This window comes from Polaromonas sp. P1_F6 (genome assembly GCF_056405695.1).
The window spans coordinates 87,463-113,819 of sequence record NZ_JBFUBQ010000006.1 but is presented as its reverse complement, the minus strand read 5'-3'; the positions used below and the strand labels follow the sequence as shown (position 1 = coordinate 113,819).

27 protein-coding genes are annotated in these 26,357 nt (G+C 61.4%); 15 read left to right on the top strand and 12 right to left on the bottom strand.

Translation table 11 applies throughout. The features are described 5' to 3' along the window. Positions 1–7: 7 nt before the first annotated feature. Genes AC1DY9_RS17260 through AC1DY9_RS17230 form a run of 7 tightly spaced genes read right to left on the bottom strand, consistent with a single transcriptional unit; the run spans position 8 to position 7,117 of the window. Complete coding sequence (locus AC1DY9_RS17260; RefSeq protein WP_457278796.1) at positions 8–859, bottom strand: heme ABC transporter ATP-binding protein; 852 nt, start codon at positions 857–859, stop codon at positions 8–10. Between the two features lie 10 nt (positions 860–869). Next, entirely contained in the window at positions 870–1,931 is a 1,062-nt protein-coding gene (locus AC1DY9_RS17255; protein ID WP_477667131.1) for a FecCD family ABC transporter permease, read from the bottom strand. After that, complete coding sequence (locus AC1DY9_RS17250; protein WP_457278798.1) at positions 1,928–2,335, bottom strand: VOC family protein; 408 nt, start codon at positions 2,333–2,335, stop codon at positions 1,928–1,930. The genes AC1DY9_RS17255 and AC1DY9_RS17250 overlap by 4 nt, the downstream gene beginning before the upstream one ends. Next, on the bottom strand, positions 2,332–3,282 hold the full coding sequence (locus AC1DY9_RS17245) for a heme/hemin ABC transporter substrate-binding protein (protein ID WP_477667130.1): 951 nt from the start codon (positions 3,280–3,282) through the stop codon (positions 2,332–2,334). Before AC1DY9_RS17245 ends, AC1DY9_RS17250 begins: the two co-directional genes overlap by 4 nt. A 25-nt stretch (positions 3,283–3,307) precedes the next feature. Then, a complete protein-coding gene (locus AC1DY9_RS17240; RefSeq protein ID WP_477667129.1) occupies positions 3,308–4,474 on the bottom strand; it encodes a hemin-degrading factor in 1,167 nt (388 codons plus the stop codon). Further along, positions 4,471–4,833: a hypothetical protein gene (locus AC1DY9_RS17235; protein WP_457278801.1), complete on the bottom strand. Its 363-nt coding sequence runs from the start codon at positions 4,831–4,833 to the stop codon at positions 4,471–4,473. Before AC1DY9_RS17235 ends, AC1DY9_RS17240 begins: the two co-directional genes overlap by 4 nt. Before the next feature lie 34 nt (positions 4,834–4,867). Further along, on the bottom strand, positions 4,868–7,117 hold the full coding sequence (locus AC1DY9_RS17230) for a TonB-dependent hemoglobin/transferrin/lactoferrin family receptor (RefSeq protein ID WP_457278802.1): 2,250 nt from the start codon (positions 7,115–7,117) through the stop codon (positions 4,868–4,870). Between the two features lie 339 nt (positions 7,118–7,456). Between AC1DY9_RS17230 and ahpC the strand changes: the two genes are divergently transcribed. The 13 genes from ahpC to AC1DY9_RS17165 all read left to right on the top strand — a co-directional run bounded on the left by ahpC (position 7,457) and on the right by AC1DY9_RS17165 (position 19,708). Continuing rightward, positions 7,457–8,020: an alkyl hydroperoxide reductase subunit C gene (ahpC, locus tag AC1DY9_RS17225; protein ID WP_007874200.1), complete on the top strand. Its 564-nt coding sequence runs from the start codon at positions 7,457–7,459 to the stop codon at positions 8,018–8,020. Between the two features lie 112 nt (positions 8,021–8,132). Next, positions 8,133–9,701, top strand: coding sequence for an alkyl hydroperoxide reductase subunit F (gene ahpF / locus AC1DY9_RS17220; protein WP_457278803.1), 1,569 nt, complete (start codon positions 8,133–8,135; stop codon positions 9,699–9,701). Between the two features lie 423 nt (positions 9,702–10,124). Continuing rightward, positions 10,125–11,297, top strand: coding sequence for a PepSY-associated TM helix domain-containing protein (locus tag AC1DY9_RS17215; RefSeq protein WP_477667250.1), 1,173 nt, complete (start codon positions 10,125–10,127; stop codon positions 11,295–11,297). Next, positions 11,294–11,503 carry a hypothetical protein gene (locus AC1DY9_RS17210; protein WP_477667128.1) on the top strand — a complete coding sequence of 70 codons (210 nt, stop codon included), beginning with the start codon at positions 11,294–11,296 and terminating at the stop codon, positions 11,501–11,503. Before AC1DY9_RS17215 ends, AC1DY9_RS17210 begins: the two co-directional genes overlap by 4 nt. A gap of 428 nt (positions 11,504–11,931) precedes the next feature. Further along, entirely contained in the window at positions 11,932–12,705 is a 774-nt protein-coding gene (locus AC1DY9_RS17205; RefSeq protein WP_457278806.1) for a ferredoxin--NADP reductase, read from the top strand. A 140-nt stretch (positions 12,706–12,845) separates the two neighbouring features. Beyond that, positions 12,846–13,322: a bacterioferritin gene (gene bfr, locus AC1DY9_RS17200; RefSeq protein ID WP_457278807.1), complete on the top strand. Its 477-nt coding sequence runs from the start codon at positions 12,846–12,848 to the stop codon at positions 13,320–13,322. A gap of 334 nt (positions 13,323–13,656) precedes the next feature. Continuing rightward, positions 13,657–15,963, top strand: a complete 2,307-nt coding sequence (locus AC1DY9_RS17195; protein ID WP_477667127.1) for a TonB-dependent receptor — start codon at positions 13,657–13,659, stop codon at positions 15,961–15,963. Between the two features lie 85 nt (positions 15,964–16,048). After that, positions 16,049–16,756 carry a Fe2+-dependent dioxygenase gene (locus AC1DY9_RS17190; protein WP_457278809.1) on the top strand — a complete coding sequence of 236 codons (708 nt, stop codon included), beginning with the start codon at positions 16,049–16,051 and terminating at the stop codon, positions 16,754–16,756. Between the two features lie 281 nt (positions 16,757–17,037). After that, a complete protein-coding gene (locus AC1DY9_RS17185; RefSeq protein ID WP_457278810.1) occupies positions 17,038–17,283 on the top strand; it encodes a (2Fe-2S)-binding protein in 246 nt (81 codons plus the stop codon). Between the two features lie 132 nt (positions 17,284–17,415). Continuing rightward, positions 17,416–18,099: an energy transducer TonB gene (locus tag AC1DY9_RS17180; RefSeq protein WP_457278811.1), complete on the top strand. Its 684-nt coding sequence runs from the start codon at positions 17,416–17,418 to the stop codon at positions 18,097–18,099. A 29-nt stretch (positions 18,100–18,128) separates the two neighbouring features. Further along, positions 18,129–18,845 carry a MotA/TolQ/ExbB proton channel family protein gene (locus AC1DY9_RS17175; protein WP_457278812.1) on the top strand — a complete coding sequence of 239 codons (717 nt, stop codon included), beginning with the start codon at positions 18,129–18,131 and terminating at the stop codon, positions 18,843–18,845. Positions 18,846–18,916: 71 nt separating this feature from the next. Beyond that, a complete protein-coding gene (locus AC1DY9_RS17170; protein WP_477667126.1) occupies positions 18,917–19,327 on the top strand; it encodes an ExbD/TolR family protein in 411 nt (136 codons plus the stop codon). A 162-nt stretch (positions 19,328–19,489) separates the two neighbouring features. Continuing rightward, complete coding sequence (locus AC1DY9_RS17165; RefSeq protein WP_477649635.1) at positions 19,490–19,708, top strand: hemin uptake protein HemP; 219 nt, start codon at positions 19,490–19,492, stop codon at positions 19,706–19,708. Positions 19,709–19,916: 208 nt separating this feature from the next. Here AC1DY9_RS17165 and AC1DY9_RS17160 read toward each other — a convergent pair whose 3' ends face one another. Further along, on the bottom strand, positions 19,917–20,324 hold the full coding sequence (locus AC1DY9_RS17160; protein WP_457278815.1) for a GlcG/HbpS family heme-binding protein: 408 nt from the start codon (positions 20,322–20,324) through the stop codon (positions 19,917–19,919). Positions 20,325–20,516: 192 nt separating this feature from the next. Between AC1DY9_RS17160 and AC1DY9_RS17155 the strand changes: the two genes are divergently transcribed. After that, the gene (locus tag AC1DY9_RS17155) at positions 20,517–21,206 is read left to right on the top strand and encodes a Bax inhibitor-1/YccA family protein (protein ID WP_457278816.1); all 690 of its coding nucleotides are present in this window, start codon (positions 20,517–20,519) and stop codon (positions 21,204–21,206) included. A gap of 166 nt (positions 21,207–21,372) precedes the next feature. On the opposite strand, the gene rlmD is transcribed toward AC1DY9_RS17155, so the two are convergent. After that, positions 21,373–22,854 (bottom strand): 23S rRNA (uracil(1939)-C(5))-methyltransferase RlmD, encoded by a 1,482-nt coding sequence (gene rlmD, locus AC1DY9_RS17150; protein ID WP_457278817.1) that lies wholly within the window; start codon positions 22,852–22,854, stop codon positions 21,373–21,375. 56 nt (positions 22,855–22,910) lie between these two features. On the opposite strand from rlmD, the gene AC1DY9_RS17145 reads away from it, so the two are divergent. Then, positions 22,911–23,330 (top strand): VOC family protein, encoded by a 420-nt coding sequence (locus AC1DY9_RS17145; protein ID WP_477667125.1) that lies wholly within the window; start codon positions 22,911–22,913, stop codon positions 23,328–23,330. 207 nt (positions 23,331–23,537) lie between these two features. Here the strand turns inward: AC1DY9_RS17145 and AC1DY9_RS17140 are convergent, their stop codons facing one another. From AC1DY9_RS17140 to surE, 3 genes are all read right to left on the bottom strand, one after another. Next, complete coding sequence (locus tag AC1DY9_RS17140) at positions 23,538–24,464, bottom strand: peptidoglycan DD-metalloendopeptidase family protein (protein ID WP_477667124.1); 927 nt, start codon at positions 24,462–24,464, stop codon at positions 23,538–23,540. A gap of 118 nt (positions 24,465–24,582) precedes the next feature. Further along, the gene (locus tag AC1DY9_RS17135; RefSeq protein ID WP_477667123.1) at positions 24,583–25,440 is read right to left on the bottom strand and encodes a protein-L-isoaspartate(D-aspartate) O-methyltransferase; all 858 of its coding nucleotides are present in this window, start codon (positions 25,438–25,440) and stop codon (positions 24,583–24,585) included. After that, positions 25,437–26,234 (bottom strand): 5'/3'-nucleotidase SurE, encoded by a 798-nt coding sequence (gene surE, locus AC1DY9_RS17130; RefSeq protein WP_457278821.1) that lies wholly within the window; start codon positions 26,232–26,234, stop codon positions 25,437–25,439. The genes AC1DY9_RS17135 and surE overlap by 4 nt, the downstream gene beginning before the upstream one ends. Positions 26,235–26,357 lie beyond the last annotated feature (123 nt).

Below are 26,357 nucleotides of genomic sequence, written 5' to 3'. Positions count from 1 at the left end.
TGTAGTTCTAGATGAGCGCGTCGAACAAATACTGGCACGGCCCAGGCGCCCTGCCCTGCGTGGCCACCGGGTGTGCCACCACTCCCCAGACTTTCTCGATGCATACCGGCGTGAGCACATCGGCGGTCGCCCCGCTGCCGACAACCAGCCCGCCCTGCAGCACCACGCAGCGGTCGCTATAACGCAACGCCAGATTCAAGTCATGCAGCACAGCCACCACGCCCACGCCCTGAGCTGTGGCCCAGGCGCGCACCAGCTGCAGCATGCGGTGCTGGTGTTGTAAATCCAGCGCGGCAGTAGGTTCATCCAGCAGCAACCAACGCACCGGGCCATCGCCAGCGATGCCGGCAACAGGCTCCCACACCTGCGCCAGCGCGCGCGCCAGGTGAACGCGCGCCTTCTCACCACCCGAGAGCGTGTTGAGCGAACGGTGCTGCAGATGCTCGACCGCGGTGGCCTGCATGGCCTGCAGCACCACATCCACATCACGCTTGCCGGGATGGCGGCGGTGCGGGTAGCGGCCCAGCTCGACCACTTCACGCACAGTGAACTCAAACGCTACCTGTGTTTCCTGCGCCACCGAGGCACGTACTCGCGCAAGATCAGCCGACGCATAGGCCGGCAGCGCCCTGCCGGCCAGGTAGACATGGCCGCCTGTGGGCTGGCGCTGCCCGGTCAGCAGCGACATCAAAGTGGACTTGCCTGCGCCGTTGGGTCCCAGCACCGCCGTAACCTGCCCTGCGATGAATTGCGCCGAAGCCGCCTGCAGCAGCGAGCGGCCGGGTACCTCGACGCCCACACCCACCACCTCCAGCATGCCGGCCAGTGGCGAAAAATCTGTCTGATTACGTGCGTTCACTGGCATGCCCTCATAGCCGGCTCCGGAAGTGACGCAGCAGCAGTAAAAAGAAAGGCACGCCGACAAAGGCCGTCAGCACACCCAGCGGCAGCTCGGCCGGCTTGACCACGGTGCGGGCCACGCTGTCGGCCACCAGCACCAGCGCCGCACCCAACAGGGCCGAGCCCGGCAACACAATGCGGTGGTCGGGCCCGGCCACCAGGCGCACGCAATGCGGGGCCACCAGCCCAATGAAGCCGATGATGCCGGTGGTGGCCGTGACCGCGCCAACGGCCAGCGCCGTCACGAGCACGGCGAAACGCTTGACGCGCTCGACCGGCACGCCCAGCAAGGCTGCCTGGGCTTCGCCCAGTGCGATGGCATTGAGGGGTTTGGCCAATGTCAGGCCGGCGCATACCGCGGCCAGCACCACGGAAAACACCAGCGCCACCGCGCTCCAGCGCGCGCCGCCCAGGCTGCCGAGCAGCCAGAACTGGATGTTGCGCAACTGCTCATCGGTGGCAAGGAAAGTGAGGTAACCCAGGCCCGCACCGGCCAGCGCATTCACGGCAATGCCGGCCAGCAGCATGATGCCGACGCGTGTGGCGCCGTCCTGCTGCGACAGCGCATACACCAGCACCGTGACCAGCAAGCTGCCCATAAAAGCCATGAGCACCAGCGTCCAGCTGCCCAGCGTACGCGGCATGTCGGGGAACCACTGGCTGCCCAGCACGATGGTCATGCCCGCAGCCAGCGCCGCACCGCTGCTGACACCGATCAGGCCGGGGTCGGCCAGCGGGTTGCGAAACAGGCCCTGCATCAGCGCGCCCGACATGCCCAGCGCCGCGCCGGCCGCCACGCCCAGCAGCAGGCGCGGCAGGCGGATGTTCATGAAAACCAGGTGCTCGGGTGTGGGCTGGCTATTGCCTGCCAGCATGTCCACCAGGACAGTCCACAACTGAAAAGGGCTGATAGCGTAGGCGCCCCGTGCGCTACCAGCTATAAAACTGATAGCAAGCAACAGAAAACCCATACCTAGTACTGCCGCGGCAGGCCAGCGCCGGTGATCGCCGTGCAGCAGGGTTGCCTTCATGCGCGCGCCTTGCGCCTGGCCGCATGCGGAGCTGACTGCACTAACAACAGCCGGTTGCCTTCGCAGTCGCTGACGCCCCACTCGGTTCCCCACTCCTGCTCCACCAGGCTGTGCAGCGCCTGGCCAGGCGCCGACTGCAAGGCCATGTGCCATTGTTCGATGCTGTCTACCAGCAGGCGGCAGGCGAAACGCTGCGGCGCCATGTCGGCGCGGCGCTGCCAAAGCTGGACCGTCACCGACTCGCGCGTGAGCACCGCGATCACACCGGGCACGCTGTGCTGCACGGAAAAGCCCCAGTTACTGCAATAAAACGCCTGTGTCCGGCGCAAGTCGGCGCAGTGCAGAACGGCTGGTGTGCGTGCGCACAGGACTTCCGTCATGACGGGTTTCAGGGGCCCGCTCATGCCAGCGCTTTCAGGCTGGCCCGGTGCAACTCGGCCACGGCCTGCGGCAGGCGCGGGCCAAAACCTATCAGGTAAAGCGCATCAAGCGCCACCAGCGCACGGCGCTTGTAGGCGGGTGTGAGCTCGAGGCCCGGGCGCTGCCAGAATTTCTCAATCCCGCCGATGGCTTCAATGCCCTGTGTGGTCGTGACGATCACATCCGGCGCGGCCGTCACCAAGGCCTCGGGTGTCATCGGGCGGTAGCCGCTGAAGTTGGCGGAACTGCCGGGCGTGATCAAGGCGTTGTCCAGGCCCGCGTAGCGAAACATGGCGTGCGCGGCGGTCTTGTCGCCGGCGACCTGGGGGCTGCCTGAATGGCTGAGGATAAAAACGGCACGGGGTTTGCGGCCGGTTTTACGGGCCACCGCGGCGATCACTTCGGCCCACTGGGTATCGAGCTTTGCCTGCAACGCGGCGGCTTGCGCGACACGCGAAGTCGCGCGCCCGACGGCCGCGACCTTGCGCTGGACTTCCGCCCAGCTGTGGTCGGCATCAACGAGTTCCACCTTGACGCCGGCACTTCGGATCTGGTCCATCACCACATTCGGGCCAGCTTCCGTGGTGCCGATCACCGCATCCGGCTTGAGCGAGAGCAGCCCTTCGGCCGAGAGCTGGCGCATATAGCCAACCTTGGGGGTTTGCAATGCAGCGGCAGGAAACAGGCTGGTGGTGTCGGTGCCAACCAGCTGTTTTTCAGCGCCCAGCGCGTACACGATTTCCGTGGTCGCGCCGCTCACCGAGACGATGCGCGGCATCTTCGCCGGCACCTGGGCCAGCACAGCAGCCGCAGACAGGCCGCAAACGCTGGAGACGGCGGTAACCGCCGGGAGTGAAAAATACCGCAGGGCGTCCCGCCGCGAGGGCGTGCGCGGAAGCGCCAGCTGAAGTGTGTCGGGGTGATTTTTCATGGGCATTCTTTCGGAAAGTCATGACTCAAGCGTGCTCTGGGTTCAGGGCCGGGCTGGCAAGAGACGAGAGCCGGGGCAGCCGCGCTGCAATGTCGCGCCAGGCTTGCTGCTCCGGCACACCAGGTTTGCGGCTGCCAAAGAACATGGCCATCAATTCGCCCGCGCCGTCAAACACTTCCACCGACGTGACGATTCCGTCTACCGTGGGCTTTTTCACGATCCAAGCGGTTTTGATCATGTCTTCGCGCAGGTGCAGGTTGAAACCGGCGTCCAGCACGTTGATCCAATGCGCCGTGGGTGTGACCATGGGCTCGATGCGCTTGACGGGGCCGCTGTGGATCTGGATGCATCCGCTGCTGCTGACAAACACCATGATGGACGCGCCGTCCATCGCCGACTCGTCCAGCAGCCTGCGCACGATGCCCAAGTCGGCGCGTTCGGTGAAGTGCCCCTGCACCAGCCTGAAGGCCTGCTGGCGTTCCGCGCCGAACTTGCTGATCAGGCCGAAGAACTGGTGCGTGTCCGTCATTTCACTCCAGCCCTGCAACAGGCCGGCCGTGTCGATATCGGTGTCGGGTTTGGGCGCCGCCTTGGGGGGAGCCGGTGTGAAGGTGTAGTCCTTTTCCACGTCGGTGAACTGCTCGATGATGTCGTTGAAGGCATCGCGGTCAGTTTCAGCGCGCACAAACACCTTGTGCACCGCTACGCCGTGCGCGTCAAAGAATTGCAGGCTTTGCGACGGTGGGTTCTTCGTGTCGTTGGCGGGCTCGAGCACCGCAAAGCACGCATGCCAGCGGCTGAAGAAAAGACGCAGGTCGATGTCCTCGCCCAATGCCAGGCCCATGTGGCCGGTCGCATTGATGTTCTGGTAGATGCCGGTTTTCTCATGCACGGTGGATTCATTGCGCGTCAGCGCCATGACCGGGCCGCACAACTCCAGGGCCTGGAGGATTTCAACCCAGGGACCTTTGAGCGGAACGGCTTTGAGGGGCTGGCCGTGCGCGCCCGCATGGGCTGCTATCGCCCGGCCTTCGCTGAGCCCCAGGCTTTCAGCGGCATCTTTGGCGCGCTTGCCGCTGCTGCGCGCGGCCGCGAAACGTTCTCGCACACTGGCATCGCTCATGACCGGCGTGACGGCCGGCGCCTGGGTTGCGGCCACTGGCCGCGTCTGGGTTTGAAGGACTGCACTCATTGAAGGGTCTCCGGGGTTGTGTGCCAAAGCACGCGGTGGATGGGGGTGTCGTTTATTTCTGCCGGCATGGCGCCCTGCTGCAAATCCTGGCCCTGCGGCAGCAGGCGCACCCACAGGACATGCAGGTTGGTGGCAATGGCTCTGAAACTGGGCGGCGCGCCGGGATGATGCGAAAGCATGAACAGGTTGGCGATGATTTTTTCCGCCATCAATGCGCGCTGCCCTTCGCAGCAGGCCTGGGCGTGGCCGGTCATCAGGGCCAGCGTGCCGGCCAGCAAGGCTTCAGCCGTGGGAAGTCCGGGCGTGTCAGCCGTCCCGACGTCGGGGTCGTTGATGCCGTGGTCGGGAAACTGGCTCATGCGCATTCCTTCATGAAGACGATCAGGGGTTGAATCAGAAATCGGCCACCAGCGACACGTTGAAGTGGCGACCGGGCTGGGTGTACGAGTCCAGCGCCAATGAATTGGCGGCGACACCGCGCACGTCGGACCAGTTCCAGTACTTCTTGTTGGTGAGGTTGACAATGGCCGCGTTGACGCGCAGGGTCTTGCTGATGCGCCACTGCCCGCTCAGGTCAACCGTGGTGGCCGCCGGTACCGCGAACTGTGGTGTCGTGGCCGGGGCCGTACCGATCTGCTGCGTGCCAATGTCGCTGAATTTCTTGGCCGAATGGTGGCTGGCGTCAAGCCGGACATCCCAGCCTGCGGTTTCATACTTCACACCCAGCGTGAGCTTGGCCGGGTCGATGGTGTCCAGCGGCAGGCCGGTGTTCTTGACGGTGCCGCGGGTTTCGCCATAGGAAAACGGCGTGCTCAGACGGCCGTCACCCAGCCGACCCCAATCCATGCTGCCCTTGACTTCAAAGCCGCTGATCGTCGCATTGTCGATGTTGATGGACTGGAAGACCGTCGTCGGACTGATCGAGACTGTTGCGTTGTCCTGGATCAGGTTGTTGAAGCGGCCATAGAACACGGCGGCATCGAGGGTCAGCCGTTCGAGATTGCCGCGCACGCCGAATTCCAGGTTTTTGCTTTTCTCGGGCTTGAGGTTGGGGTTGGGAATGGTCCTGTAGTTCTGCGCCACGTTTTCAAAAAACGCATTGACCTGCCCGGCGTTAGGCGCCCGGAAGCCGCTCGCATAGTTGCCGAAAACGCTCCACTGCGGCGTTGCGCGATAGAGAACACCGAACTTGGGCGAAACCGCCGAACCGGACAAAGACACGGGAGTGGCCGCAAAACCCGCCTGGCTGGCGTCGATGCTGAAGCGGTCGATCCGCACGCCCGGCGTGAGGCTCCAGTCGCCGCTGATCAGCTCATCCTGCAAATACAGTGCTGCGCTGGATTCCGTGGTGTCGGGAAAACGCTTGACCGGAAAAGTCTCAGGCGCCGTCGGTGCAATGCCGGTTTGAAGGTTGCTGATTTTCGCGCGGGTGTAGTCAACGCCGTAGGTGAGTTTTTGCGCCCATTGGCCCACAGGCCGGATGACCTTGTCTGCCTGCATGCTGGCCTGTAGCGTGCGCTCCTGGTAGTAGGTGTCGCGTGTCCGCAGGGGTGTGGCACCGGTGCGGGTCTCTTTGGCGAACTCGCGCGACTTGGCGTCCTGGTAGCTCAGCACGGTTTGCAGGTTGTCGGCCAGGGCGGCATCAAGTTTGTACTTTGCGTCCCAGGTGAGCCGGTTGCGGTCCATATTGCTGAAGCCGTCGGTACTCAGTACCGTCGCGGAACGCGCAGCCGTCAGCAGGTCATAAACCGATTTCTTGTCGACATGCTCAAAAGTCAACACATGCTTTTGCCCTGCCGCGGGACGCAGCACCGCCTTGGCCAGCAACGAATTGCCGGTGTCGGTTTGCGGGTTCGGCGTTGTCCTGGCAACACCCAGGGTGTTGTTGCTTCCCTTGTTGTCCAGCTCCTGACTGTGATTGCTCGCTACTGTCAGCTGAACATCCAGCACTTCATTGGCACGCGCAGCAATGGTCGCGGACACGCCGAAGCCCTTGTCGTCGCCGCTGTAAGTGGTGGAAGCGCGGCCGCCAATGGTTTTGCCGTCCTTCAGAAAATCTTCGGGCTCGTAGGTGATGAAATTCACCAGGCCCGCGATGCCGTCAGACCCGTAAAGCACCGAGGCCGGACCTTTGACAAGCTCAATCCGCTTGACCAGGTCAATCGACAAGGTGTCGCGGCCGAAAGAATTGACGTTGAAGCTGTAGCTGCGCGGTATGCGAATGCCATCGACCAGCATCAGTACGCGGTTGCCATCCAGCCCCCGGATATTGAAACCCGCATTGCCGTCCCGGCCCGTATCACCGCCGGTGGCAAAACCAAAACGCACGGGCGCACGCCGCACTGAGACATTGGGAATGTTTTTGACCGCATCACGAATGTCGCGGATCTGGCCCTGCTCAATGTCGGTTGCATTGAGGACGTCGATGGTCATCGGAAGGTCTTCAATCGCCTGCTCTGTGCGGGAGCCGCTGACCACGATCTCTTTCAGGGCTGCAACCTGCACCGGAGCGTTTGCCACCGGCTGTGCATGCGCGGCAAAGCCGGCGCTACAGGCCAGACCGGCCAACAAGGAAATTTCGCGCAAGGCGAAGCGGGAAGATGGATGGATCGACGTCACGTGCAAGCCCAAAAAGTGAAACATTTGGAGGGCTTGCTGCCGTAACGGTGAAGCCTGAAGGCTTGCGTTACTTGTGGCTGGCTCTGAGGAGATCGAAGTATATGCGAATTATTCTCATTCGCAACAATTAGATGCAAAATAGTCTGGGTGATAACACCCTTCGTGCGTCTCCCGCTCTGTGTTCCCCTCCGTCAGTCACCACCTGGTCACAGCGAATAACAAGAATGGACAGGCAAAAATCGCCGCACCACGCCTATTCGATAAATAGTTAATATCTATCGATACATGAAATATAGAAGAGTTATACTATCGTCTCGAAAGCATTTTTACCAGTTCTTTAACCCAGCATAGGAAGCCATCTAGATGTCCCTGATCAATACCCAAGTCCAGCCTTTCAAAACCCAAGCTTTCCTCAATGGCAAGTTCATCGACGTTTCAGACGAATCGCTGAAGGGCAAATGGTCGGTCCTGATCTTCATGCCGGCTGCATTCACTTTCAACTGCCCCACGGAAGTTGAAGATGCAGCCGACAACTACGCCGAATTCCAGAAGGCCGGTGCAGAGGTCTACATCGTCACCACCGACACGCACTTCTCGCACAAGGTCTGGCACGAAACCTCCCCTGCCGTCGGCAAGGCCAAGTTCCCCTTGGTGGGCGACCCTACCCACACGCTGACCAAAGCCTTTGACGTGTTCATCCCCGAAGAAGGCCTGGCACTGCGCGGTACCTTCGTGATCAACCCCGAAGGCGTCATCAAGACGGCTGAAGTGCATTCCAACGAGATTGCACGTGACGTCAAGGAAACCCTGCGCAAGCTGAAGGCGGCCCAATACACCGCCGCACACCCCGGCCAGGTTTGCCCTGCGAAGTGGAACGAAGGCGCCAAGACGATCGCCCCGTCCATCGACCTGGTTGGCAAGATCTAAAAATCCAACAAGCAGCCCCGCTGCCTTCCTGACGAAGGCCCGGGCCCCGGCACACGCGTGTGTGCCGTCCCGGGCTTTTTTGTTCCCCATTGAAATTGAAAGTGAGTCCCTCATGCTCGACGACGCCACCAAAGCCCAACTGAAAAGCTATCTCGAACGCGCCACTGCGCCCATCGAAATCGTCGCCTCGCTCGACGGTAGCGAGGCTTCGGGCGAAGTGCTGTCGCTGCTGAAAGACGTGGCTGAGTCCTCGCCGTTGGTCAAACTGACCGAAAGCCGCGACGACCCGCACCGCAAGCCCTCGTTTTCGATCAACCGCCCCGGTGAAAACCACGGCCCGCGTTTCGCCGGCCTGCCCATGGGCCATGAATTCACCTCGCTGATCCTGGCGCTGCTGCAGATCGGCGGCTACCCGCCCAAAGTCGAGCAACCCGTGCTGGAGCAGATCCGCGCGCTCGACGGCGATTTCGATTTCGAGGTGTATGTCTCGCTGACCTGCCACAACTGCCCGGATGTGGTCCAGGCGCTGAACCTGATGGCAGTGCAAAACCCGCGCATCAAGACCACCATGATCGAGGGCGGTACCTTCCAGGATGAAGTGAAGGAGCGCGAGATCATGGGCGTGCCCACGGTCTTCCTCAACGGAACCATGTTCGGAAACGGCCGCATGAGCCTGGAAGAAATCCTGGCCAAGATCGACACCAGCGGCGTGGAACGTGAAGCCAAAATCATCGACAAAAAGGAAGCCTTCGACGTGCTGATCGTCGGCGGCGGCCCGGCCGGCGCAGCTGCGGCTGTGTATGCCGCACGCAAGGGCATCCGCACCGGCGTGGCGTCCGAGCGCTTTGGCGGCCAGGTACTGGACACACTGGGCATCGAGAACTTCATCTCCATCAAGGAAACCGAAGGCCCCAAGTTTGCCCACGCGCTGGAAGAGCACGTGCGCAACTACGACGTTGACATCATGAACCTGCAGCGCGCCAAGGCGCTGGTGCCGAACAGCGGGCCGGACAAAAACCTGATTGAAGTGCAGCTTGAAAGCGGCGCCTCGCTCAGGAGCAAGTCCATCGTGATCTCGACCGGCGCACGCTGGCGCAACATCAACGTGCCCGGCGAACACGAGTTCAAGAACAAGGGCGTGGCCTACTGCCCGCACTGCGACGGCCCGCTCTTCAAGGGCAAGCGCGTGGCGGTGATCGGCGGCGGCAACTCGGGCGTCGAGGCGGCGATTGACCTGGCCGGCATCGTCGGCCATGTGACGCTGATCGAGTTCGACACTGCGCTGCGCGCCGACGCCGTGCTGCAGCGCAAGCTGAACAGCCTGCAGAACGTGACGGTGTTCACCAACGCGCAAACGACCGAAATCACCGGCGACCAGAAGGTCAACGGCCTGATCTACAAAGACCGCGCCAGCGGCGAGCTGAAAACCGTTGAGCTTGAAGGTGTGTTCATCCAGATCGGCCTGGTGCCCAACACCGACTGGCTCAAGGGCGTGGTGGACCTGTCCAAACACGGCGAGATCATCGTCGACGCCAAGGGCCAGACTTCGGTGCCGGGCGTGTTCGCGGCGGGCGACGTGACAACCGTGCCCTTCAAGCAGATCATCATCGCGGCCGGTGAAGGCGCCAAGGCGGCGCTCAGCGCGTTTGACTACCTGATCCGTAGCCCTATCGCCGCGTAATGCATCGGTGACGGTCCGGCCATGTGCTGAACCGCTGAAGCTCAAAAGCCGCCCTCAATCGGGGCGGCTTTTTTTTCGCACGCAGAATGCGAATCCCCCTCTAAAACCAGACATTTCGAAGGGTTCATCAGATGAGAATTACTCTCATCTCATGTATAGTTCCCAGCATCCTCTTTCGCTAGCCAACAGCCCTGCAGCCTGCTCGCGCCGCAGGGCGTAGCAAGCCAACAACCCGCTCACCTGCCCCTCGAATTTCGCTACCTGCTGTGGCGTTCGGGTTGTCGTGTGCACGCCAGTTTTCTGGTGGTCCTTCCCAGGAGTTTTGACCTTGCTCACCATGCACCTGCCGCACGCCACGCGCCGCCTGACGACTCCAGGGTTCAGGCCACAAAATGGAAAATCCCGATGACGACGACCGCAAAAATGGACAGCCCGCGCATCAAGACCTGGACCTGGGTGCATAAATGGAGCAGCCTGGTTTGCACTGTCTTCATGCTGCTGCTGTGCCTGACCGGGCTGCCGCTGATTTTTCACCATGAGATCGGCCACCTGCTGGGCACCGAAGTTGAGGCGCCCGATTTACCGAAGGGCACACCGCGCGCCAGCCTGGACAAGGTCATGGAAATCGCACAGGCACTGCACCCGGGCAAGGTGCCCATGTTCGCGTCCCATGAGATCGACGACGACCGCTTCTGGTACGTCACGCTGGGTGACACGCCGCTGTCCGAGGTGGGTAACAAGACCGTCGCCGTCGATGCACGCACCGCAGCTGTGCTGGCCCAGCCCAAGTTCGACGAAGGCTTTATGTATGTAATGTTCAAGCTGCACGTTGACCTCTTTGCCGGACTCGCGGGCAAGCTCTTTCTGGGCTTCATGGGACTCTTGCTGCTGGTGGCGATTGTCTCGGGTGTGGTGCTGTATGCGCCCTTCATGCGCAAGCTGGACTTCGGCACAGTGCGGCAAACCCGCCCGCGCGCCAAATGGCTGGACCTGCATAACCTGCTGGGCATCGTGACGCTGGTGTGGGCCTTCACCGTGGGCGCCACGGGCATGATCAACACCTGGGCCGACCTGTTGATCAAGTACTGGCAGTACGACCAGCTAAGCTCTCTGCTGGCGCCCTACCAGGGGCAAAAACCGCCAGCCCGCCTGGCCTCGGTGCAGCAGGCAGCTTCATCAGCGACCGCTCTGGCGCCTGAGATGAAGATGGCCTTTATCGCTTTTCCGGGTACATCGTTTTCAAGCCCGCACCACTACACGGTGTTCCTGCGCGGCAATGAGCCCTTCAACTCGCGGCTGCTCAAGCCGGTGCTGGTGGACGCCGGCACCAATGCGCTCACCGCCAGCCCGCCGCTGCCCTGGTATCTCACCGCGCTACTGGTGTCGCAGCCGCTGCACTTCGGCGACTACGGCGGCATGCCGATGCAAATCCTCTGGGCCCTGCTGGACATCGCAACCATCATCGTGCTGGGCAGCGGCCTTTACCTGTGGCTTGGACGGCGTAATCCGGCCAAAGCAGCGAAGCCGGAAAAAACAGCAGGGCAAGCATCAGCGCCGCATGCCGCACGCCATGAAACGACTGGCGGTGCCGTGTGAGCGCAAAGGCCGATCCCGCGAAGGGCTCCGCTTTCTGGCGCCTGTGGCGCTGGCCCCTCGTGCTGGGCATGCTCAGCATCACCGGCCTGCTGACCGCACTGGTGTCTGACGGCTGGGGCGACTGGTGGTGCTGGCTGGGGTTGGGCGTGCCCGTGGCCGTGATGGCCTGGTTCTCGTGGGTGCCCGGCGGGCCTCGCAAACGCTGAATGGGTGGGTGACCGGTTTTTTTGTTCTGGTGCGATAGGTAAAGTTAACGTGGCAGCACTTTGAAGCGAAGCACAAAAACACCAAAATCTCATGGGAAAAGTGCCTGAAACCCTTATAAAACAAGCGCAAACAGCTCCTGATTTGATAGCAACCCCAATAAAGCCTTCACGGGCCATACTTGCCCAGGGGCGGCTGCCTGGCGCTTGAGTTCTGTCGCCGCGCGAAGTGCGATGGTGATGTGCCTGACCTTGGCGCCGGTGTGGCGTCTATAGCCATCACCGGCGGCAGGCCCGCCCAGGCTATAAAATTCAGGCTTGCTCACGCACGATCTGAGGGCACGACCTGAAGGGATGCGCGGTGAGTCCCTTGCATCACCCAAAGCCCTTTCTCGTCCCCCGTTTCTTTCCCCTTCTCTTCTTTTTCTCTCATGAGCGCCTTCAACACAGAACGCATTATTTCCGTCCACCACTGGACCGACTCACTATTTAGCTTCACCGCCACGCGCGATTCGGGCTTTCGCTTCGTCAACGGCCAGTTCACCATGATCGGCCTGCCCGTGGACGGCAAACCGCTGCTGCGCGCCTACAGTGTGGCCAGCGCCAACCATGAAGACCAGCTGGAATTTTTCAGCATCAAGGTGCCCGACGGCCCGCTGACCTCGCGGCTGCAGCACTTGAAGCCGGGCGACGACATCCTGGTCGGACGCAAACCCACCGGCACGCTATTGCTGCAAAACCTGCTACCTGGCAAGACGCTGTGGTTGCTGGCCACCGGCACCGGTCTGGCGCCCTTTCTCTCTCTGATCAAGGACCCAGACACTTACGAGCGATTTGAGCGCGTGGTGGTGGTGCACGGTTGCCGTACCAGCGCCGAGCTGGCCTACCGCGAGCTGATCGAGCACGAGCTGCACGAGCATGAGTTCCTCGGCGAGCTGGTGCGCGGACGCCTGCTGTATTACCCCACCGTGACGCGCGAGCGCTTTCGCAACGAAGGCCGCATCACCGAGCTCATGCAGTCGGGCAAGCTGTACAGCGACCTGGGCTTGCCCGCGATCTCTATCGGGAACGACCGCCTGATGCTGTGCGGCAGCCCCGACATGCTGCGCGACATCAAGGCCATGCTGGAAGAGCGCGGCTTTGAGGAAGGCAACATGCAGCGAGCCGGCCACTTCGTGGTGGAACGCGCATTTGCCGAGCGCTGACTGACAACGGGAAACGTTTGCAATGCGAACGTTTCTCACAATCAAACGCAACCAGACCGCCCCAGCAGGGGAATGCTTGAGTTACGGCACGCGGCCAGTGACAATGGGCGATCCGCACTACACAACGATAAGGAATTCCCATGAAAGGCGACGCAAAAGTCATCGCTCACCTGCAGGCGCAGCTGAAGAACGAGCTCACGGCCATCAACCAGTACTTCCTGCACTACCGCATGTACAAGCACTGGGGCCTGGACAAGCTGGCCAAGAAGGAATACGAAGAGTCCATCGGCGAAATGAAGCACGCCGACAAGTTGATGGACCGCATCTTCATGCTCGATGGCCTGCCCAACCTGCAGGACCTGGGCAAGCTGATGATCGGCGAGGATGTTCCAGAAGCCCTGAACTGCGACCTGAAAGCCGAAACCGGTGCACAGGCCACCATCAAGGACGGCATTGCCCACTGCGAAAGCGTACGCGACTATGTCTCGCGCGACCTCCTACAGGAGATCCTCGATGACACCGAAGAGCACATCGACTTCCTGGAAACGCAGATTGAACTGCTTGGCAAGGTTGGCCTGCAAAACTACCTGCAAAGCCAGATGGGCGAGCTGAGCTGAATGTGGTCTTGAAATAGCCCGGTGACATACCTGGCACAAAAAAGACGGGGCACAGGCCCCGTTTTTTTGTTTGCGCCAACGCTGACCGCTCCTGGTTTTCAGAAGCTCTTTTTGTCGCCTACTGAATTTGGCCTTTTTGCCACACAACCACCGTTTTCGCCCTTATTCCCGCAACATTCAGACACAACAGATTACGAATCATTATCATTTGATATACACTTCGAGCGAACTTTACGAGCCAGCCAACTCGCGCCCCCGGGCATTCTGAGCCAGCCAAGCTTTTTCCTGAACCCGGTCCACCGCCTGCAAGGCAGGACCCTGCTTGGAGGCCATCTTGGCACACCCTTCCGCTCGCGCCGCACGCCCTGCGCGCAACAAAAAAAACCGCACCATGGGCGCCGACAACTTCACGCCGTTTGCCAGCCCGGTTGCCAATCCTGCCGCATCTTCCGACAAAACACTGCTCCCGCTTGGTGCGCTCATGCTGGCTGTTTCGGTGTCGGGCTGGGCCCAGAGCATCACCCCGACGCCCAGCACCGGCAACACGACCGCTACGTCGTCCACCTCTGCAACACCTGTTGAAGGCAGAAGCCTGGCCCCCGTCACAGTGACAGGCACACGCCATCGCGCCAGCCAGACCTACCAGAGCGGCATTACCAGTGTCGGCAAGATGCCCGTGCCGGCCAAGGACGTTCCCCAGTCGCTGACGGTCGTCAACGAAAAGCTGATGCACGACCAGGGCAAGGACAGCTTCAAGAGCGCACTCGAAAACGTCGTCGGCATCACCTTTGAAGCGGGCGAAGGCGGACGGGTCGGCGACAACATCCGCATTCGCGGCTTCAGCGCGGCGGGCGACATTTACATGGACGGGATGCGCGACATCGCGCAGTACAACCGCGACAACTTCAACACCGAGCGCGTGGAAGTCTTGCGTGGTGCTGCTTCCATGCTGTTCGGCCGCGGCTCCACCGGCGGGGTGATTAACCAGGTCAGCAAGCAGCCACGCCTGATCACCGAGCACGAAGTGAACGCCACCGTCGGCACCAAAGGCTACCAACGCTACCAGGGCGACTTCAACTTCAAGCTGGACGACGACGCGGCTCTCCGCATCAACGCCATGGCGACAGACGGCGATGGCCGCGGCGAAAACGCCAGCGCCTCCACCCATCGCCGGGGCCTGGCCCTGGACTACCGCTTCGGCATCGGCACAGCGAACGAATTTGAAATCAGCTACTACCACCTGCACTACAACGACAAGCCCGACTGGGGCTTTGCTTGGTTCAACAGCCGCCCCGCGCCTGGCACCGAGAAATACTGGTATGGCCTCAACACCGATTTCCAGAACGACAAGGCCGACGCTGTCACCCTGAGCCATACCCACCGATGGACCGACGGCAGCAGCCTGAAAACCACGGTGCGCGACGGCTACTACTCACGCACGCTGCGCGCCACGCAGGCCAGCTTTGCCGCCGGCACGACCCTGGCCAACCTGAGCGCCAACACGGTGGTGAGCCGCGGCGCCACCAGCGCCGGCAATGCCAAGGCGGGCAACGAACACCACACATTCCTGCAAACCGACTACCTCACGACCACCCAGTGGTTCGGCCGCAAGAACAGCCTGCTGATCGGCGCCGAGTACGCCGTGGAAAATTCCGACCGCCTTAGCTACCCCCTCCTGACGGGGGCCAAGCCGACCACCACTGTGGGCAATCCCATCAGCACCGGTATCGGGGGCAATTACACGCAGAGACTGGAAACGGCATTCAAGGCCACTACGCTGGGCCTGTACATGCAGGACACGATCGACCTCACACAGTACTGGAAGCTGGTTGCCGGCCTGCGCGTTGATAACTTCAAGGCCGACTACCAGCGACCCACCGGCACGCCGCCCAACAACGGGACACTCGCCAGATCCGACAGCCTGCTGAGCAAACGGCTGGGCGTGATATATCAGCCGACCGATGAGGTCAGCTACTACGCCGCCTATGGCACGTCGTTCAATACCTCCGGCGACCTGTACCAATTCGACCCGAACTCTGCCAACACGCCGCCCGAGAGCAGCCGCAACATGGAAATTGGCGCCAAGTGGGAGCTCTACGGCGGTGACCTGTCACTGCGCGCAGCCCTGGCCCGCACAGAGAAGTACAACGAGCGCAACACCGACATCGACACGAGCACCAACTCCTACCTGTTGTCCGGCAAGCGGCACACCGATGCGCTGGAATTTGAGGTCGCCGGCCGCATCACGCCGCAGTGGGATGTCTTTGCGGGCATCGGCTTCCTGACGGCGAGGATCGACAAGACCGGCGCCACTGCCGAGATCGGGCAGAACCCGGGGCTGAGCCCAAGCCGCCAGGCCAACCTGTTCACCACCTACCGCATCGGCGACAAGTGGCGTATCGGCGGCGGCTTCACCGCCGTCAGCACCAACAAGCCGGCCAATGCCGTCACGGCCACCAACCGGGTGCCGGGCTACGTGAAGGCCGACGCGCTGGTGGAATACCGCATCAATGAAAAAAACACCGTCAAGCTGAACATCGACAACCTGTTTGACAAGGTCTACTACAACACGCTGTACCGCGGCTTTGTGGCGCCCGGCGACGCACGCAGCGTGCGTGTGACGCTCACCAGCAAGTTCTGATTTAAAAGAACGTTTTCAAGGTTGGGCACCTGGGGGATACTCCGGGTGCCCATTTTTTTTCAGTCGCTTTTCGGGAAGCCCCACCATGCTGCTTCGCATTCAACAAGCCCTCAAGCCGGACGAGCTCGCGCAAATCCGCCAGCTGATCCTGGCCGCCGACTGGGCCGACGGCCGCATCACGGCCGGCAGCCAGAGCGGCGCCGTCAAGAACAACCTGCAGCTGCCTGAAGAGCTGCCCGCCGCCCAGCAGGCGCGGCACATCGTGTCGGTGGCGCTGGCCCGTAATCCGATGTTCGTGACCGGGGCGCTGCCCAAATCGGTCTATCCGCCGCTCTTTAACCGCTACGGCGGCGACGCCAACAATTTCGGCAACCACATTGACAACGCGGTACGCACGCATGCCGCCACAGCACGGCACGTGCGAACCGACATTTCCTGTACGCTGTTCCTGAGCGATCCGGCCAGCTACGACGGCGGCGAACTGGTCGTGCAAGACACTTACGGCGAGCAACGCATCAAGTTCGAGGCAGGTGACCTGGTGATGTACCCGGGCACATCGGTGCACCGCGTGGAGCCTGTCACGCGCGGTGAGCGGCTGGCCTGCTTCTTCTGGATTGAAAGCATGGTGCGCTCCGATGCCCAACGCCGGCTTTTGTATGAGATGGACATGGCCATTACCTCTCTGCGCCAAAAGGAACTGGAACGCTCGACCCCAGGTGCGGCCGAAGGCGCCGAAGTGGTACGGCTTACAGGCTGCTATCACAACCTGCTGCGGATGTGGGCTGAGGTTTAGACGGCTGGACCGCGTTTATCCTGCATCGTGAAGGGTCTTGGCAACCCATCACCCCCAGGATGCCTCGCTCGCCTCAAGGAACTGCCTTTTCGCTATCTAATTTATAGCACCTTGCGCACATCCAGCAAGGATTACTACTGAATTTGGCTTCAAAAATGAGGCCAAAAATCCGCTCCAAATGGCTCGCACCTCCTGAAATCTGCGTGCCATGATTGCAAATGCGATAGATTCGCATTTATAATCAACGCACCGATTGAATCAATCACCAGCCAAGCCCATCCATGATCGTTTGCGTCTGCCGCCGAATCTCCGACCGCGAAATTGCCCGCCATGCCCGAGCAGGCTTGGGCTTTGACGAGATCCAGTTCGAACTCGGCGTGGCCACCCAGTGCGGCCAGTGCGAAGGCTGCGCCCGCGACGTGGTGGCGCAGTGCAGCGCCAGCTGCCCGACGGCCAACATCAAGCTCGCCGCCCACACGCTGGAAGGCAGCCCATGGAACACCTTGCAACCTTCTCCCCAATACTGATTTCGGCCCTTCCTGTCAGCCTTGTGCTGGTGATAGGTTCCGCGTGGTGGATCTTCCGCCGCTAGTTTCCTGGTTGCCTTTTTGACCGAAACCGCGCCTCATGTGGCCATTCGCCCACCTATCCCTCTCTCGATGAACGCCACTTTCTCCACCGCACCACGCCCCGCCCCGCCGCGCCAGCCCCTCAGCCGCAATGCTGTTATCGCGCTCGTGGTAGTGGGCCTGCACGTGGGGTTCATCTGGGCGCTGCAAAGCGGCTTGTTGATGCGCGCCGCCGAAATCGTGATTCCTGCAGAAATCCTCACGCAATTCGTGGACCCGCCCGCCCCCAAGGTGGAGCCCGTCCCTCCTACCCCACCCACGCCGACCGTGCAGAAAAAAGCGGTTGCCAGGGCACCCGACAAACCCGCGCCCCAGCCGCTGGCCATCGCAGATCCAACACCCTCGCCCAATGCCCCGACAGGCGTTGTCACACCGCCGCTGCCACCAGCGCCTGTGGCCGTGGCACCCGTTACGCCGCCCGCGCCACCGGCAGTGCAGCTGCCGTCGAGCGATGCCGACTACCTGCAAAACCCCAAGCCCGCCTATCCGCCCATCAGCCGGCGCCTTGGCGAGCAGGGCAAAGTGATCGTGCGTGTGCTGATCGGCGCAGACGGCCAGGCGAAGAAAACCGAAATCCGCCAGTCAAGCGGCTTTGACCGGCTTGACCAGGCAGCGGTCACCACCGTCATGCGCTGGCGCTACGTGCCAGGCAAGCGTGGCGGCGTGGCCGAAGAGATGTGGTTCAACGTACCCATCAACTTCGTCCTGGAGTAATCTTTTTGAAACCCGTGGAGTATTGATTCATGAATTCCCAATTCGGCCTTGCCAACGTCTGGAGCCAGGGCGATATCGTTACCAAATCGGTGGCCGTGCTGCTGCTGGTCATGTCGCTCGCGTCATGGATGGTCATCATCATCAAGACGCTGGACCTCATCAAGTACAAAAAGATCGCCCGCGCCTCTGAAGACTTCTGGCACAGCGAAGACTTTGCCGCAGGCCTCACCAAGCTGGGCTCGGACCCCGCCAACCCGTTCCGCCAACTGGCCCTGGAAGGCCGCGAAGCCACGCTGCATCACCGTAACACCAAGGCACACCTGCACGACGCCCTGGACGTGAGCGACTGGGTCACGCGCACGCTGCGCAACACCATCGACGAATTCACCGGCAAGCTGCAGTCGGGCCTGGCCATCCTGGCCTCGGTCGGCTCCACCGCCCCCTTCGTCGGCCTCTTCGGCACCGTGTGGGGCATCTACCATGCGCTGCTGTCCATCGGCGCGGCCGGCCAGGCAACCATCGACAAGGTGGCCGGCCCGATCGGCGAGTCGCTCATCATGACGGCGCTGGGTCTCGCGGTTGCCATCCCGGCGGTGCTGGGCTACAACGCGCTGGTGCGCGGCAACAAGGGCGTTCTGCAAAAACTCAGCCGCTTCGCGCATGACCTGCACGCCTACTTCGTGACCGGCGCCCGCGTGAGCGCCAGCGGCCAGCAGGCCAATGTTGTGCCAATGAAAAAAGCCTGAAAGCCAACCCTTTATCCTGCTCTGCCGCCCAACAGCCGCGGAGCTCCCTCATTCAGTGACCGAGAAGCACCATGGCCTTTGGAACCCAAGACGACAGCGATGAGGTGATGAACGAGATCAACATGACGCCCATGGTGGACATCATGCTGGTGCTGCTCATCATCTTCATCATCACGGTCCCCGTGATGAAGCATTCCGTCAACATCGACCTGCCGCGCGCCTCCAACGAAGCGCAAAACATCAAGCCGGAAACGGTTCGCCTGAGCGTGGATGCGGAAGGCAGCTATTTCCTGAACGAGACCAAGGTTTCAGACGAAGAGCTGGTCACGCAGCTCAAGGCGTCGGCGGCGCAGAACCCGCAGCCAGACCTGCATATCCGCGGCGACAAATCAGTGCGCTACGAGCGCGTGGCCCAAGCCATGGCAGCAGCCCAACAGGCCGGGCTGCGCAAGATCGGTTTCATCACCGAACCAAAGAACTGACCAGGGCCTGCAGGACTGATCAGGGTCCTGAATGCATGCCTGCTGGACAGGCACTCCAGGTTTTTCACACAGAAAGAAACAAAACCGCAGCCTGGATTCGCTTGACTTTCAAATGAGAATGGTTATCATTAACTTAACGAAACCCAAACAGGTTTAACCATCATGTCCATCGCAATGCCCGCCTCCCATACCTTGAGCCTTCCTGCCCGCGCCCCTGCGCACACAGAGACCGCTTCTGGCGGCCATCCTTCGGGCGCTTCCGCCGCTTGCGTCAACAGCACCGAAATCCTGCGCGGGCAAAAAGCGGTGGAAATCAACCACAACGGCTCGACTTATCGCCTTCAGGCCACTCGCCTGGGCAAACTGATTTTGACCAAGTAAGCCGCCTTCACCGTTTCATCACCCTCTTCACCAGCACAGTTTCATCGTGGGGCGATCCGGGGCTACCAAGCCTCCAAGGTCGTTTTTAGCCAGCCACAGACCCCTTAGGGGTTGTTTAGCCAGGCTTTTTTTCCTTGATGTTGTTCTGCTCTCGCCAACAAAAAAGCCGACCTTGTGGCCGGCTTTTTTATTCCCGCTGCGACGCGGTTTACAGGCCGATGGCGGCAATGCCCGCACGTGCGATTTGCGCGTCTTCGCTGGATTTCACGCCGCTCACACCCACAGCGCCAATGCAATGCCCGTCTTTCACGATGGGTACGCCGCCCTCGAGCATGCCGTGGATGTAGGGCGCCGACAGAAAGGACGTACGGCCGCCGTTGATGACGTCTTCGTAAACCTTGCTCTCACGGCGGCCCATGGCGGCCGTGTTGGCCTTGGAGGGTGCAATGTGCGAAGAAATGGGCGGCGCGCCGTCCAGGCGCTGCAGGTGCAGCAGGTGGCCACCGTCGTCGACGATGGCGATGGTGACGGCCCAGTTGTTCTTGAGGGCTTCGGCCTCGGCGGCGGCGGCGATGGTTTTGACGTCGGCGAGTTCAAGCACTGCTTTTGATTTCATGGTCTTCAGGATTTCCGGAGTTTGTTGGCAAAGATACCGAGCATACGCAAATTTAAGGCCACCCCTCACCCGCATTGCCGCCAAATTAGCTTATAGAACCCTTACAAAAAGTAGGGAGTGAGGGCTGGAAAAACGGCAATGCACCCTAAAATAATCTTGCCCGCATTTGCTGGCGCCTCGGAGACGACTTTCATGACTGACAATGTTCAAACCCTCGACTACGGCGTTGCTTCCAGCGTCGAGCAACGCAACAAGGTCTTGCGCAACACCTATTGGCTGCTGGCCCTGAGCCTGCTGCCCACCGTGCTGGGCGCCTGGCTGGGTGTGGCGACGGGCATTACCCGCTCCCTGACGGGCGGATTGGGCCTGATCGTGTTCCTCGGAGGCGCCTTCGGCTTTATTTTCGCCATTGAAAAGACCAAGAACTCGGCCGCGGGCGTGCCTGTGCTACTCGGTTTTACCTTTTTCATGGGCCTGATGCTCTCGCGCATGATCGCCATGGTGCTGGGTTTCAGCAACGGCGCATCACTGGTCATGACGGCTTTTGCCGGTACGGCCGGCGTGATGTTCGTGATGGCCAGCCTGGCCACCGTCATCAAGCGGGACCTGAGCGGCATGAGCAAGTGGCTGTTTGCCGGCGCGCTGGTCATCATGGTGGCAGCCGTCATCAACGTGTTCGTCGGCTCGACCATGATGATGGCAGTCATCAGCACGCTGGCGATCGCGGTTTTCAGCGCCTACCTGCTGTATGACCTGAAACAGGTGATCGACGGCGGCGAAACCAACTACATCAGCGCCACCCTGGCCATTTACCTGGACCTGTTCAACATCTTCCAGAGCCTGCTGGCCCTGCTGGGCATCTTCGGCGGCGACCGGGACTGATCCATCCGCTTCGCTACAGAATAAAAAAAGGGCCTCAGGGCCCTTTTTTCATGCGCACCTCGTGTCATTCTCCGCAGGGTGAGCTTGGGGCTTCTCCAATTCGAGCCAGGGCCGCGGATCAGGCTCTGCCAGTCTCAGGCGCAGCGGCCCCCTCGGGGGCAGGGAGCTACACGTAGTGAGAGACCGTGGGGGCCAAATCAAACACCGCAATGGACTCCACATGGGCCGTATGCGGGAACATGTTGACCACACCGGCCGCCGTGCAGCGGTATGCGCCGCTGTCCACCAGCACGCCCGCATCCCGCGCCAGGGTGGCCGGGTTGCAGCTTACATAGACAATGCGCTGCGGCGGCGCCCAGCCGTTCAGGGCCAGGCTCTGCTGGTGCTCACCGTCGTCACAGGGGACGCCGCTGACGATCTGCTGGTGCAGCGCTGCCAGGGACTTGAAGAGCTCAAAAGCGCCTTCACGCGGAGGGTCCACCAGCCATTTGTCGGCCCGGCCGTCTTTCACCAGCATCGCCGGCGTCATTTCAAACAGGTTGCGCGCTACAAATTTTGTAGCTGCCAGCGCCCGTCGGACGCTGGATGCAGGCCTGTTTCTTTCAAAATTCTCGCGTGAACGGGCGACCAGGACTTCACTGCCCTCGATGCCCAGCACCTCGCTGGCGCGCGTGGCCAGCGGCAAGGTGAAATTGCCCAGGCCGCAAAACCAGTCGATCACCCGCTCATCCGGCTGCACCGCCAGCATGCGCAGTGCACGCGACACCAGCACCTGGTTGATGTGGGGATTGACCTGCGTGAAATCGGTCGGCTTGAACGGCATGACCACATCGAACTCCGGCAGGCCGTAGCTCAGCTCCTGCACAGCGTCGTCCAGCAGCTTGACCGTCTCGAGGCCCCCCGGTTGCAGCCACCATTGCAGGCCGCGGTTTTGCGCAGCGAAATCGCGCAGGCGGTTCAAGTCTCCGGGGCTTAGGGGCTCCATATGGCGCAGCACCATGGCCGTGACTTCATCGCCACAGGCCAGTTCGATCTGCGGCAAGGTTTCCTTCGCATCCATGCTGCCGATCAGCTCGCGTAGCGGCACGAGCATGTCGCTGACGTGCCGGGGCACCACGTGACATTCGGTCATATCGGCCACGTAGCCGCTTTTACGCTCGTGAAACCCCACCAGCACGACACCCTTTTTGCGGACATACCGCACCGACAGCCGCGCGCGATAGCGGTATCCCCAGGCCGGCCCTTCAATGGGCCGCAGCAGGTTGTCCGCCTTGACCTTGCCGATGTGCCAGAGATTGTCTTCGAGCACACGCTGCTTCACGGCCACCTGCGCCCCCACATGCAAATGCTGCATCTTGCAGCCGCCGCATGCGCCGGTGTGCATGCCGAAATGCGGACATGCCGGCCGCACACGCTGGGACGATTCACGGTGAATCGCCATCACCATGGCTTTTTCAAAGCTGCTTTTCTTGCGGTAGACGTTGGCAGTTACCCGTTCGAAAGGCAGAGCGCCCTCGATAAAAACCACTTTGCCGTCAGCCCTGTGGGCAATTCCCTGGGCTTCAATGTCGAGCGACTCGACCTCGAGCACGTCGGGCGGGTAGTCGGCCGCCGTCGCTGGCTGCTTGTTCTGGCTTTCTTCTGTCATGCACCAATTGTCTCAGGCTGCGGTACCATTTTCTGAACCCGTGAAAGGAAGGCGCCATGGAGCTTCGTATTTGCATCGATGTTGACAACATGGAACGTGCTGTCGAGTTCTACACAGAGGCACTCGGGCTGCGCACAGGCCGCCGTTTCAAGAGCGATTTCGTGGAAATTCTCGGTGCAAGCAGCCCGATCGATCTGCTCTTCAATGCGCCGGGTACCCGGCCGATCGCCAGCGGTCAGGGCAGCGAGAGTGTTCGCACCTACCAGCGCCACTGGACGCCTGTTCACCTTGATTTTGTGGTGGAAGACATTGATGCGGCGGTTGACCGGCTGCAGCGCCACGGCGCCGTTCTGGAAATGCCCGTGGCTGAACGGGTCTGGGGACGCATCGCGGGGCTGGCCGACCCCTTTGGCCATGGCATTGACCTGCTGGAGTTCAAGGGCCGTGGCTACGACGAGATTTTGCAGCCGCACTGATCACGAACATAGGCAGCCGGCCGCACTTCCCAGCAACCAATTGCTACAAAATAGATAGCTGCTTGCGCTCGTCCAGACTGGTCTGCGGGCTTTCTTTTCTTAAATTTTTCGATAGCTTTGCCCTGACGCAAGCAGCGTCAAGACACCAGAAACAAAAAAAAGGAGCCCAGCAAACGCGGGGCTCCTTTCTGCGGATGGAAATACCGCTTACTTGGCGGGCAGGTATCTGGAAGGGTCGACAGGCTTGCCCTGACGGCGAATCTCGAAATGCAGCTTCACGCGGTCCGCGTCGCTGTTGCCCATCTCGGCGATCTTCTGCCCCTTCTTCACGCTCTGGTCTTCCTTGACCAGCAAAGTCTGGTTGTGCGCATAGGCCGTCAGGAAGGTGTTGTTGTGCTTGAGGATGATCAGGTTGCCATAGCCGCGCAGGCCGGCGCCGGCGTACACCACGCGGCCGTCGGCCGAGGCAATGACAGGGTCCCCCGCCTTGCCTGAAATATCCAGGCCCTTGTTTTTGGCTTCATCGAAACCTGCGAGCATCGTGCCCTGCGCGGGCCAGATCCAGGCGATGTCTTCATCGCCCGTTGCAGCGGGCGCCGGGCTGGTGCCAGCCGGTGTTGACGCGGGACGCGCCGCGCTGGCAGCCTGGGCCGGCGTGGTGGATGCGGTCGACGTGGTGGCCGATCCGGATGTCACGGGACGCGTCACGACCAGCGGATTTTCACTGCTTGGCGGCACCACACGCAGCACCTGCCCCACCTCGATGATGTTGGGGTTTTCAAGGTTGTTCCAGCGCACGATGTCGCGCCAGTTCTGGCCGTTTTCCAGGCCGATGCGAATCATGGTGTCACCGGGTTTAACGGTGTAGTAACCAGGTTTTCCGGCATTTTCAAAGCCGGGCAACTGTTTGACATTGCCTGCGTCCACCGCGCCCGGCATGGGACGCGACAACCCGGTGCCGCGGTCTTCAACCGGGGCATGGGTGGTAGAACGCGTGCCGCAGCCAGCGGCAAGCAGCAGCGCTGCCGCCAGGGCGCATGGCAGGGCCAGCCTGCCGAGCGTTGAGCGGGCGCCATGACTTGCGTCTGCGGCATCCACAGACACTGCCCGGTTCGGCCGTACGGTTTGATTCATTGGTTCTTTCGTCGTCAATCTGACGGGTATGGCGTATTGGTTAACTGGATGATCGGATGGTTCAATGCCGTCACTGCTATATCGATAACCGGCCTGGGTCCTGCAGGTGGCCGGATCGTCAGCTTGTCCCCGATTTTAAAGGCACAAAATGAACGGCCTCCAGCAGGGTCTGCCTGACGCCCTGGGGGGTTTTGTCGACCACCACCAGCGCCTGGGCACCACCGGCGGTTTGCATGGGCGCCACCAGCCTGCCGCCCACAGCCAACTGATCAATCCAGGCAGGCGGAATGGCCTCCCCGCCGGCAGCAGCAATGATGGCCGCATAAGGTGCGCCCTTGGCGTAGCCCATCATGCCATCACCAAACAGCAGGTGCACATTGGGCAGGCGTAAAGTCCGCAGATTCTCCCTGGCTTTGTCGTGCAGGCCACGCAGCCTTTCGATGCTGTAGACCTCCGTCGCCAGATGGCTGAGCACCGCGGCCTGGTAGCCGCAGCCAGTGCCGATTTCAAGCACCCGCCCCAGCTTTCCGGCCGCGCCGTGGCGCAGCAGTTCCAGCATGCGGGCCACCACATTGGGTTTGGAAATGGTTTGCCCCAGGCCAATCGGCAGGCTGGTGTCTTCATAGGCCTGGTTGACCAGCGCGGTGTCAACAAAACGGTGGCGTTCGACAGCCCCCATGGCGGCGAGTACCAACGCATCGGCAACACCCTGCGCAGCAAGCTTGCTCACCATGCGCGCGCGCACGGTGTGCGAATCGAGGCCGACACCGCCCGGCAACGCGGAGGCTGCGGTCGGTGCCGGTTTCTTCAAGCTATTTTGGCCTGTAGCGCGCTCTGGTCTTGCGCTACCAGCTATTGATTTTGTAGCAGATGGGACACCCGCGTCGGGCTTCAGGCGAACCGGAAATGCCGGGCGGCCTGCTGCAGCCGGCGCTTTGGCAGTGGGATTGAATGGCGGTTTGAGGCTGGATTTCATGACGATTTTTTGTGCAACTCGGCCAGCCGGGCAGCGGTTTGAGCCCAATAAGGCAGACGCTCATGATCGGTCAAATCCACCTGCAGCGGGGTGATGGACACAAACTTCTGGCTGGTGGCATAAAAATCGGTTCCTTCACCAGCCTCTTTCGCAGGCCCTGCGCCGCCAATCCAGTACATGGTTTCGCCGCGCGGGCTGGTCTGCACGATGACGCGTTCGGCCGCATGGCGGCGTCCCAGGCGGGCCACCTTCACGCCCTGGATCTCGTTGTCGGGCAGGTTGGGAATGTTCACATTGAGCAGCCAGGGCGGCACCGTCGGCTCAGCGCCTTCCGCCACGGCCTCCAGCGTGGGCATCAGTTGCTGCACCAGCTCGGCCGCACGCCGGGCTGCCACATCAATGTGCGCCCAACCCTTTTCAGTCTGGGAAAACGCGATGGAAGGAATTCCGAACAGGTAGCCTTCCATGGCGGCGCCCACGGTTCCGGAGTAAATCGTGTCGTCGCCCATGTTGGCGCCGTTATTGATGCCTGAAACCACCAGGTCCGGCCGGTAGCCCAGCAAACCCGTCAGCGCGATATGGACGCAGTCTGCCGGTGTGCCGTTGATGTAGCGAAAGCCGTTGGCCGCGGTCTGCACGTACATCGGCGAGTGCAGGGTCAGCGCGTTTGATTTGGCGCTGTTGTTGTGCTCGGGGGCCACCACCTCGACATCGGCAACGGTTTTAAGCGCTTCATAGAGGGCAATGATGCCGGAGGCCTGGTAACCGTCGTCGTTGCAAATGAGGATTTTCATGGACTGATTTTACGGTCACGGCTGCGACAGCCTGAGCCCTGCCGGACATCGCAAAACCTGCCGCTTTGCCTATGATGCAGGCAAGGCGCCGTCTCTTTCCGCTGGCGGCCCGCCTTTCTTCTT

Excerpts from the sequence above, each read along its gene's own strand:
- AC1DY9_RS17255 (WP_477667131.1), bottom strand. The coding sequence starts at position 1,931 with ATGAAGGCAACCCTGCTGCACGGCGATCACCGGCGCTGGCCTGCCGCG.
- AC1DY9_RS17250 (WP_457278798.1), bottom strand. The coding sequence starts at position 2,335 with ATGAGCGGGCCCCTGAAACCCGTCATGACGGAAGTCCTGTGCGCACGC.
- AC1DY9_RS17245 (WP_477667130.1), bottom strand. The coding sequence starts at position 3,282 with ATGAAAAATCACCCCGACACACTTCAGCTGGCGCTTCCGCGCACGCCC.
- AC1DY9_RS17240 (WP_477667129.1), bottom strand. The coding sequence starts at position 4,474 with ATGAGTGCAGTCCTTCAAACCCAGACGCGGCCAGTGGCCGCAACCCAG.
- AC1DY9_RS17235 (WP_457278801.1), bottom strand. The coding sequence starts at position 4,833 with ATGAGCCAGTTTCCCGACCACGGCATCAACGACCCCGACGTCGGGACG.
- AC1DY9_RS17230 (WP_457278802.1), bottom strand. The coding sequence starts at position 7,117 with ATGTTTCACTTTTTGGGCTTGCACGTGACGTCGATCCATCCATCTTCC.
- ahpC (WP_007874200.1), top strand. The coding sequence starts at position 7,457 with ATGTCCCTGATCAATACCCAAGTCCAGCCTTTCAAAACCCAAGCTTTC.
- ahpF (WP_457278803.1), top strand. The coding sequence starts at position 8,133 with ATGCTCGACGACGCCACCAAAGCCCAACTGAAAAGCTATCTCGAACGC.
- AC1DY9_RS17215 (WP_477667250.1), top strand. The coding sequence starts at position 10,125 with ATGGACAGCCCGCGCATCAAGACCTGGACCTGGGTGCATAAATGGAGC.
- AC1DY9_RS17205 (WP_457278806.1), top strand. The coding sequence starts at position 11,932 with ATGAGCGCCTTCAACACAGAACGCATTATTTCCGTCCACCACTGGACC.
- bfr (WP_457278807.1), top strand. The coding sequence starts at position 12,846 with ATGAAAGGCGACGCAAAAGTCATCGCTCACCTGCAGGCGCAGCTGAAG.
- AC1DY9_RS17190 (WP_457278809.1), top strand. The coding sequence starts at position 16,049 with ATGCTGCTTCGCATTCAACAAGCCCTCAAGCCGGACGAGCTCGCGCAA.
- AC1DY9_RS17185 (WP_457278810.1), top strand. The coding sequence starts at position 17,038 with ATGATCGTTTGCGTCTGCCGCCGAATCTCCGACCGCGAAATTGCCCGC.
- AC1DY9_RS17180 (WP_457278811.1), top strand. The coding sequence starts at position 17,416 with ATGAACGCCACTTTCTCCACCGCACCACGCCCCGCCCCGCCGCGCCAG.
- AC1DY9_RS17175 (WP_457278812.1), top strand. The coding sequence starts at position 18,129 with ATGAATTCCCAATTCGGCCTTGCCAACGTCTGGAGCCAGGGCGATATC.
- AC1DY9_RS17170 (WP_477667126.1), top strand. The coding sequence starts at position 18,917 with ATGGCCTTTGGAACCCAAGACGACAGCGATGAGGTGATGAACGAGATC.
- AC1DY9_RS17165 (WP_477649635.1), top strand. The coding sequence starts at position 19,490 with ATGTCCATCGCAATGCCCGCCTCCCATACCTTGAGCCTTCCTGCCCGC.
- AC1DY9_RS17160 (WP_457278815.1), bottom strand. The coding sequence starts at position 20,324 with ATGAAATCAAAAGCAGTGCTTGAACTCGCCGACGTCAAAACCATCGCC.
- AC1DY9_RS17155 (WP_457278816.1), top strand. The coding sequence starts at position 20,517 with ATGACTGACAATGTTCAAACCCTCGACTACGGCGTTGCTTCCAGCGTC.
- rlmD (WP_457278817.1), bottom strand. The coding sequence starts at position 22,854 with ATGACAGAAGAAAGCCAGAACAAGCAGCCAGCGACGGCGGCCGACTAC.
- AC1DY9_RS17145 (WP_477667125.1), top strand. The coding sequence starts at position 22,911 with ATGGAGCTTCGTATTTGCATCGATGTTGACAACATGGAACGTGCTGTC.
- AC1DY9_RS17140 (WP_477667124.1), bottom strand. The coding sequence starts at position 24,464 with ATGAATCAAACCGTACGGCCGAACCGGGCAGTGTCTGTGGATGCCGCA.
- AC1DY9_RS17135 (WP_477667123.1), bottom strand. The coding sequence starts at position 25,440 with ATGAAATCCAGCCTCAAACCGCCATTCAATCCCACTGCCAAAGCGCCG.
- surE (WP_457278821.1), bottom strand. The coding sequence starts at position 26,234 with ATGAAAATCCTCATTTGCAACGACGACGGTTACCAGGCCTCCGGCATC.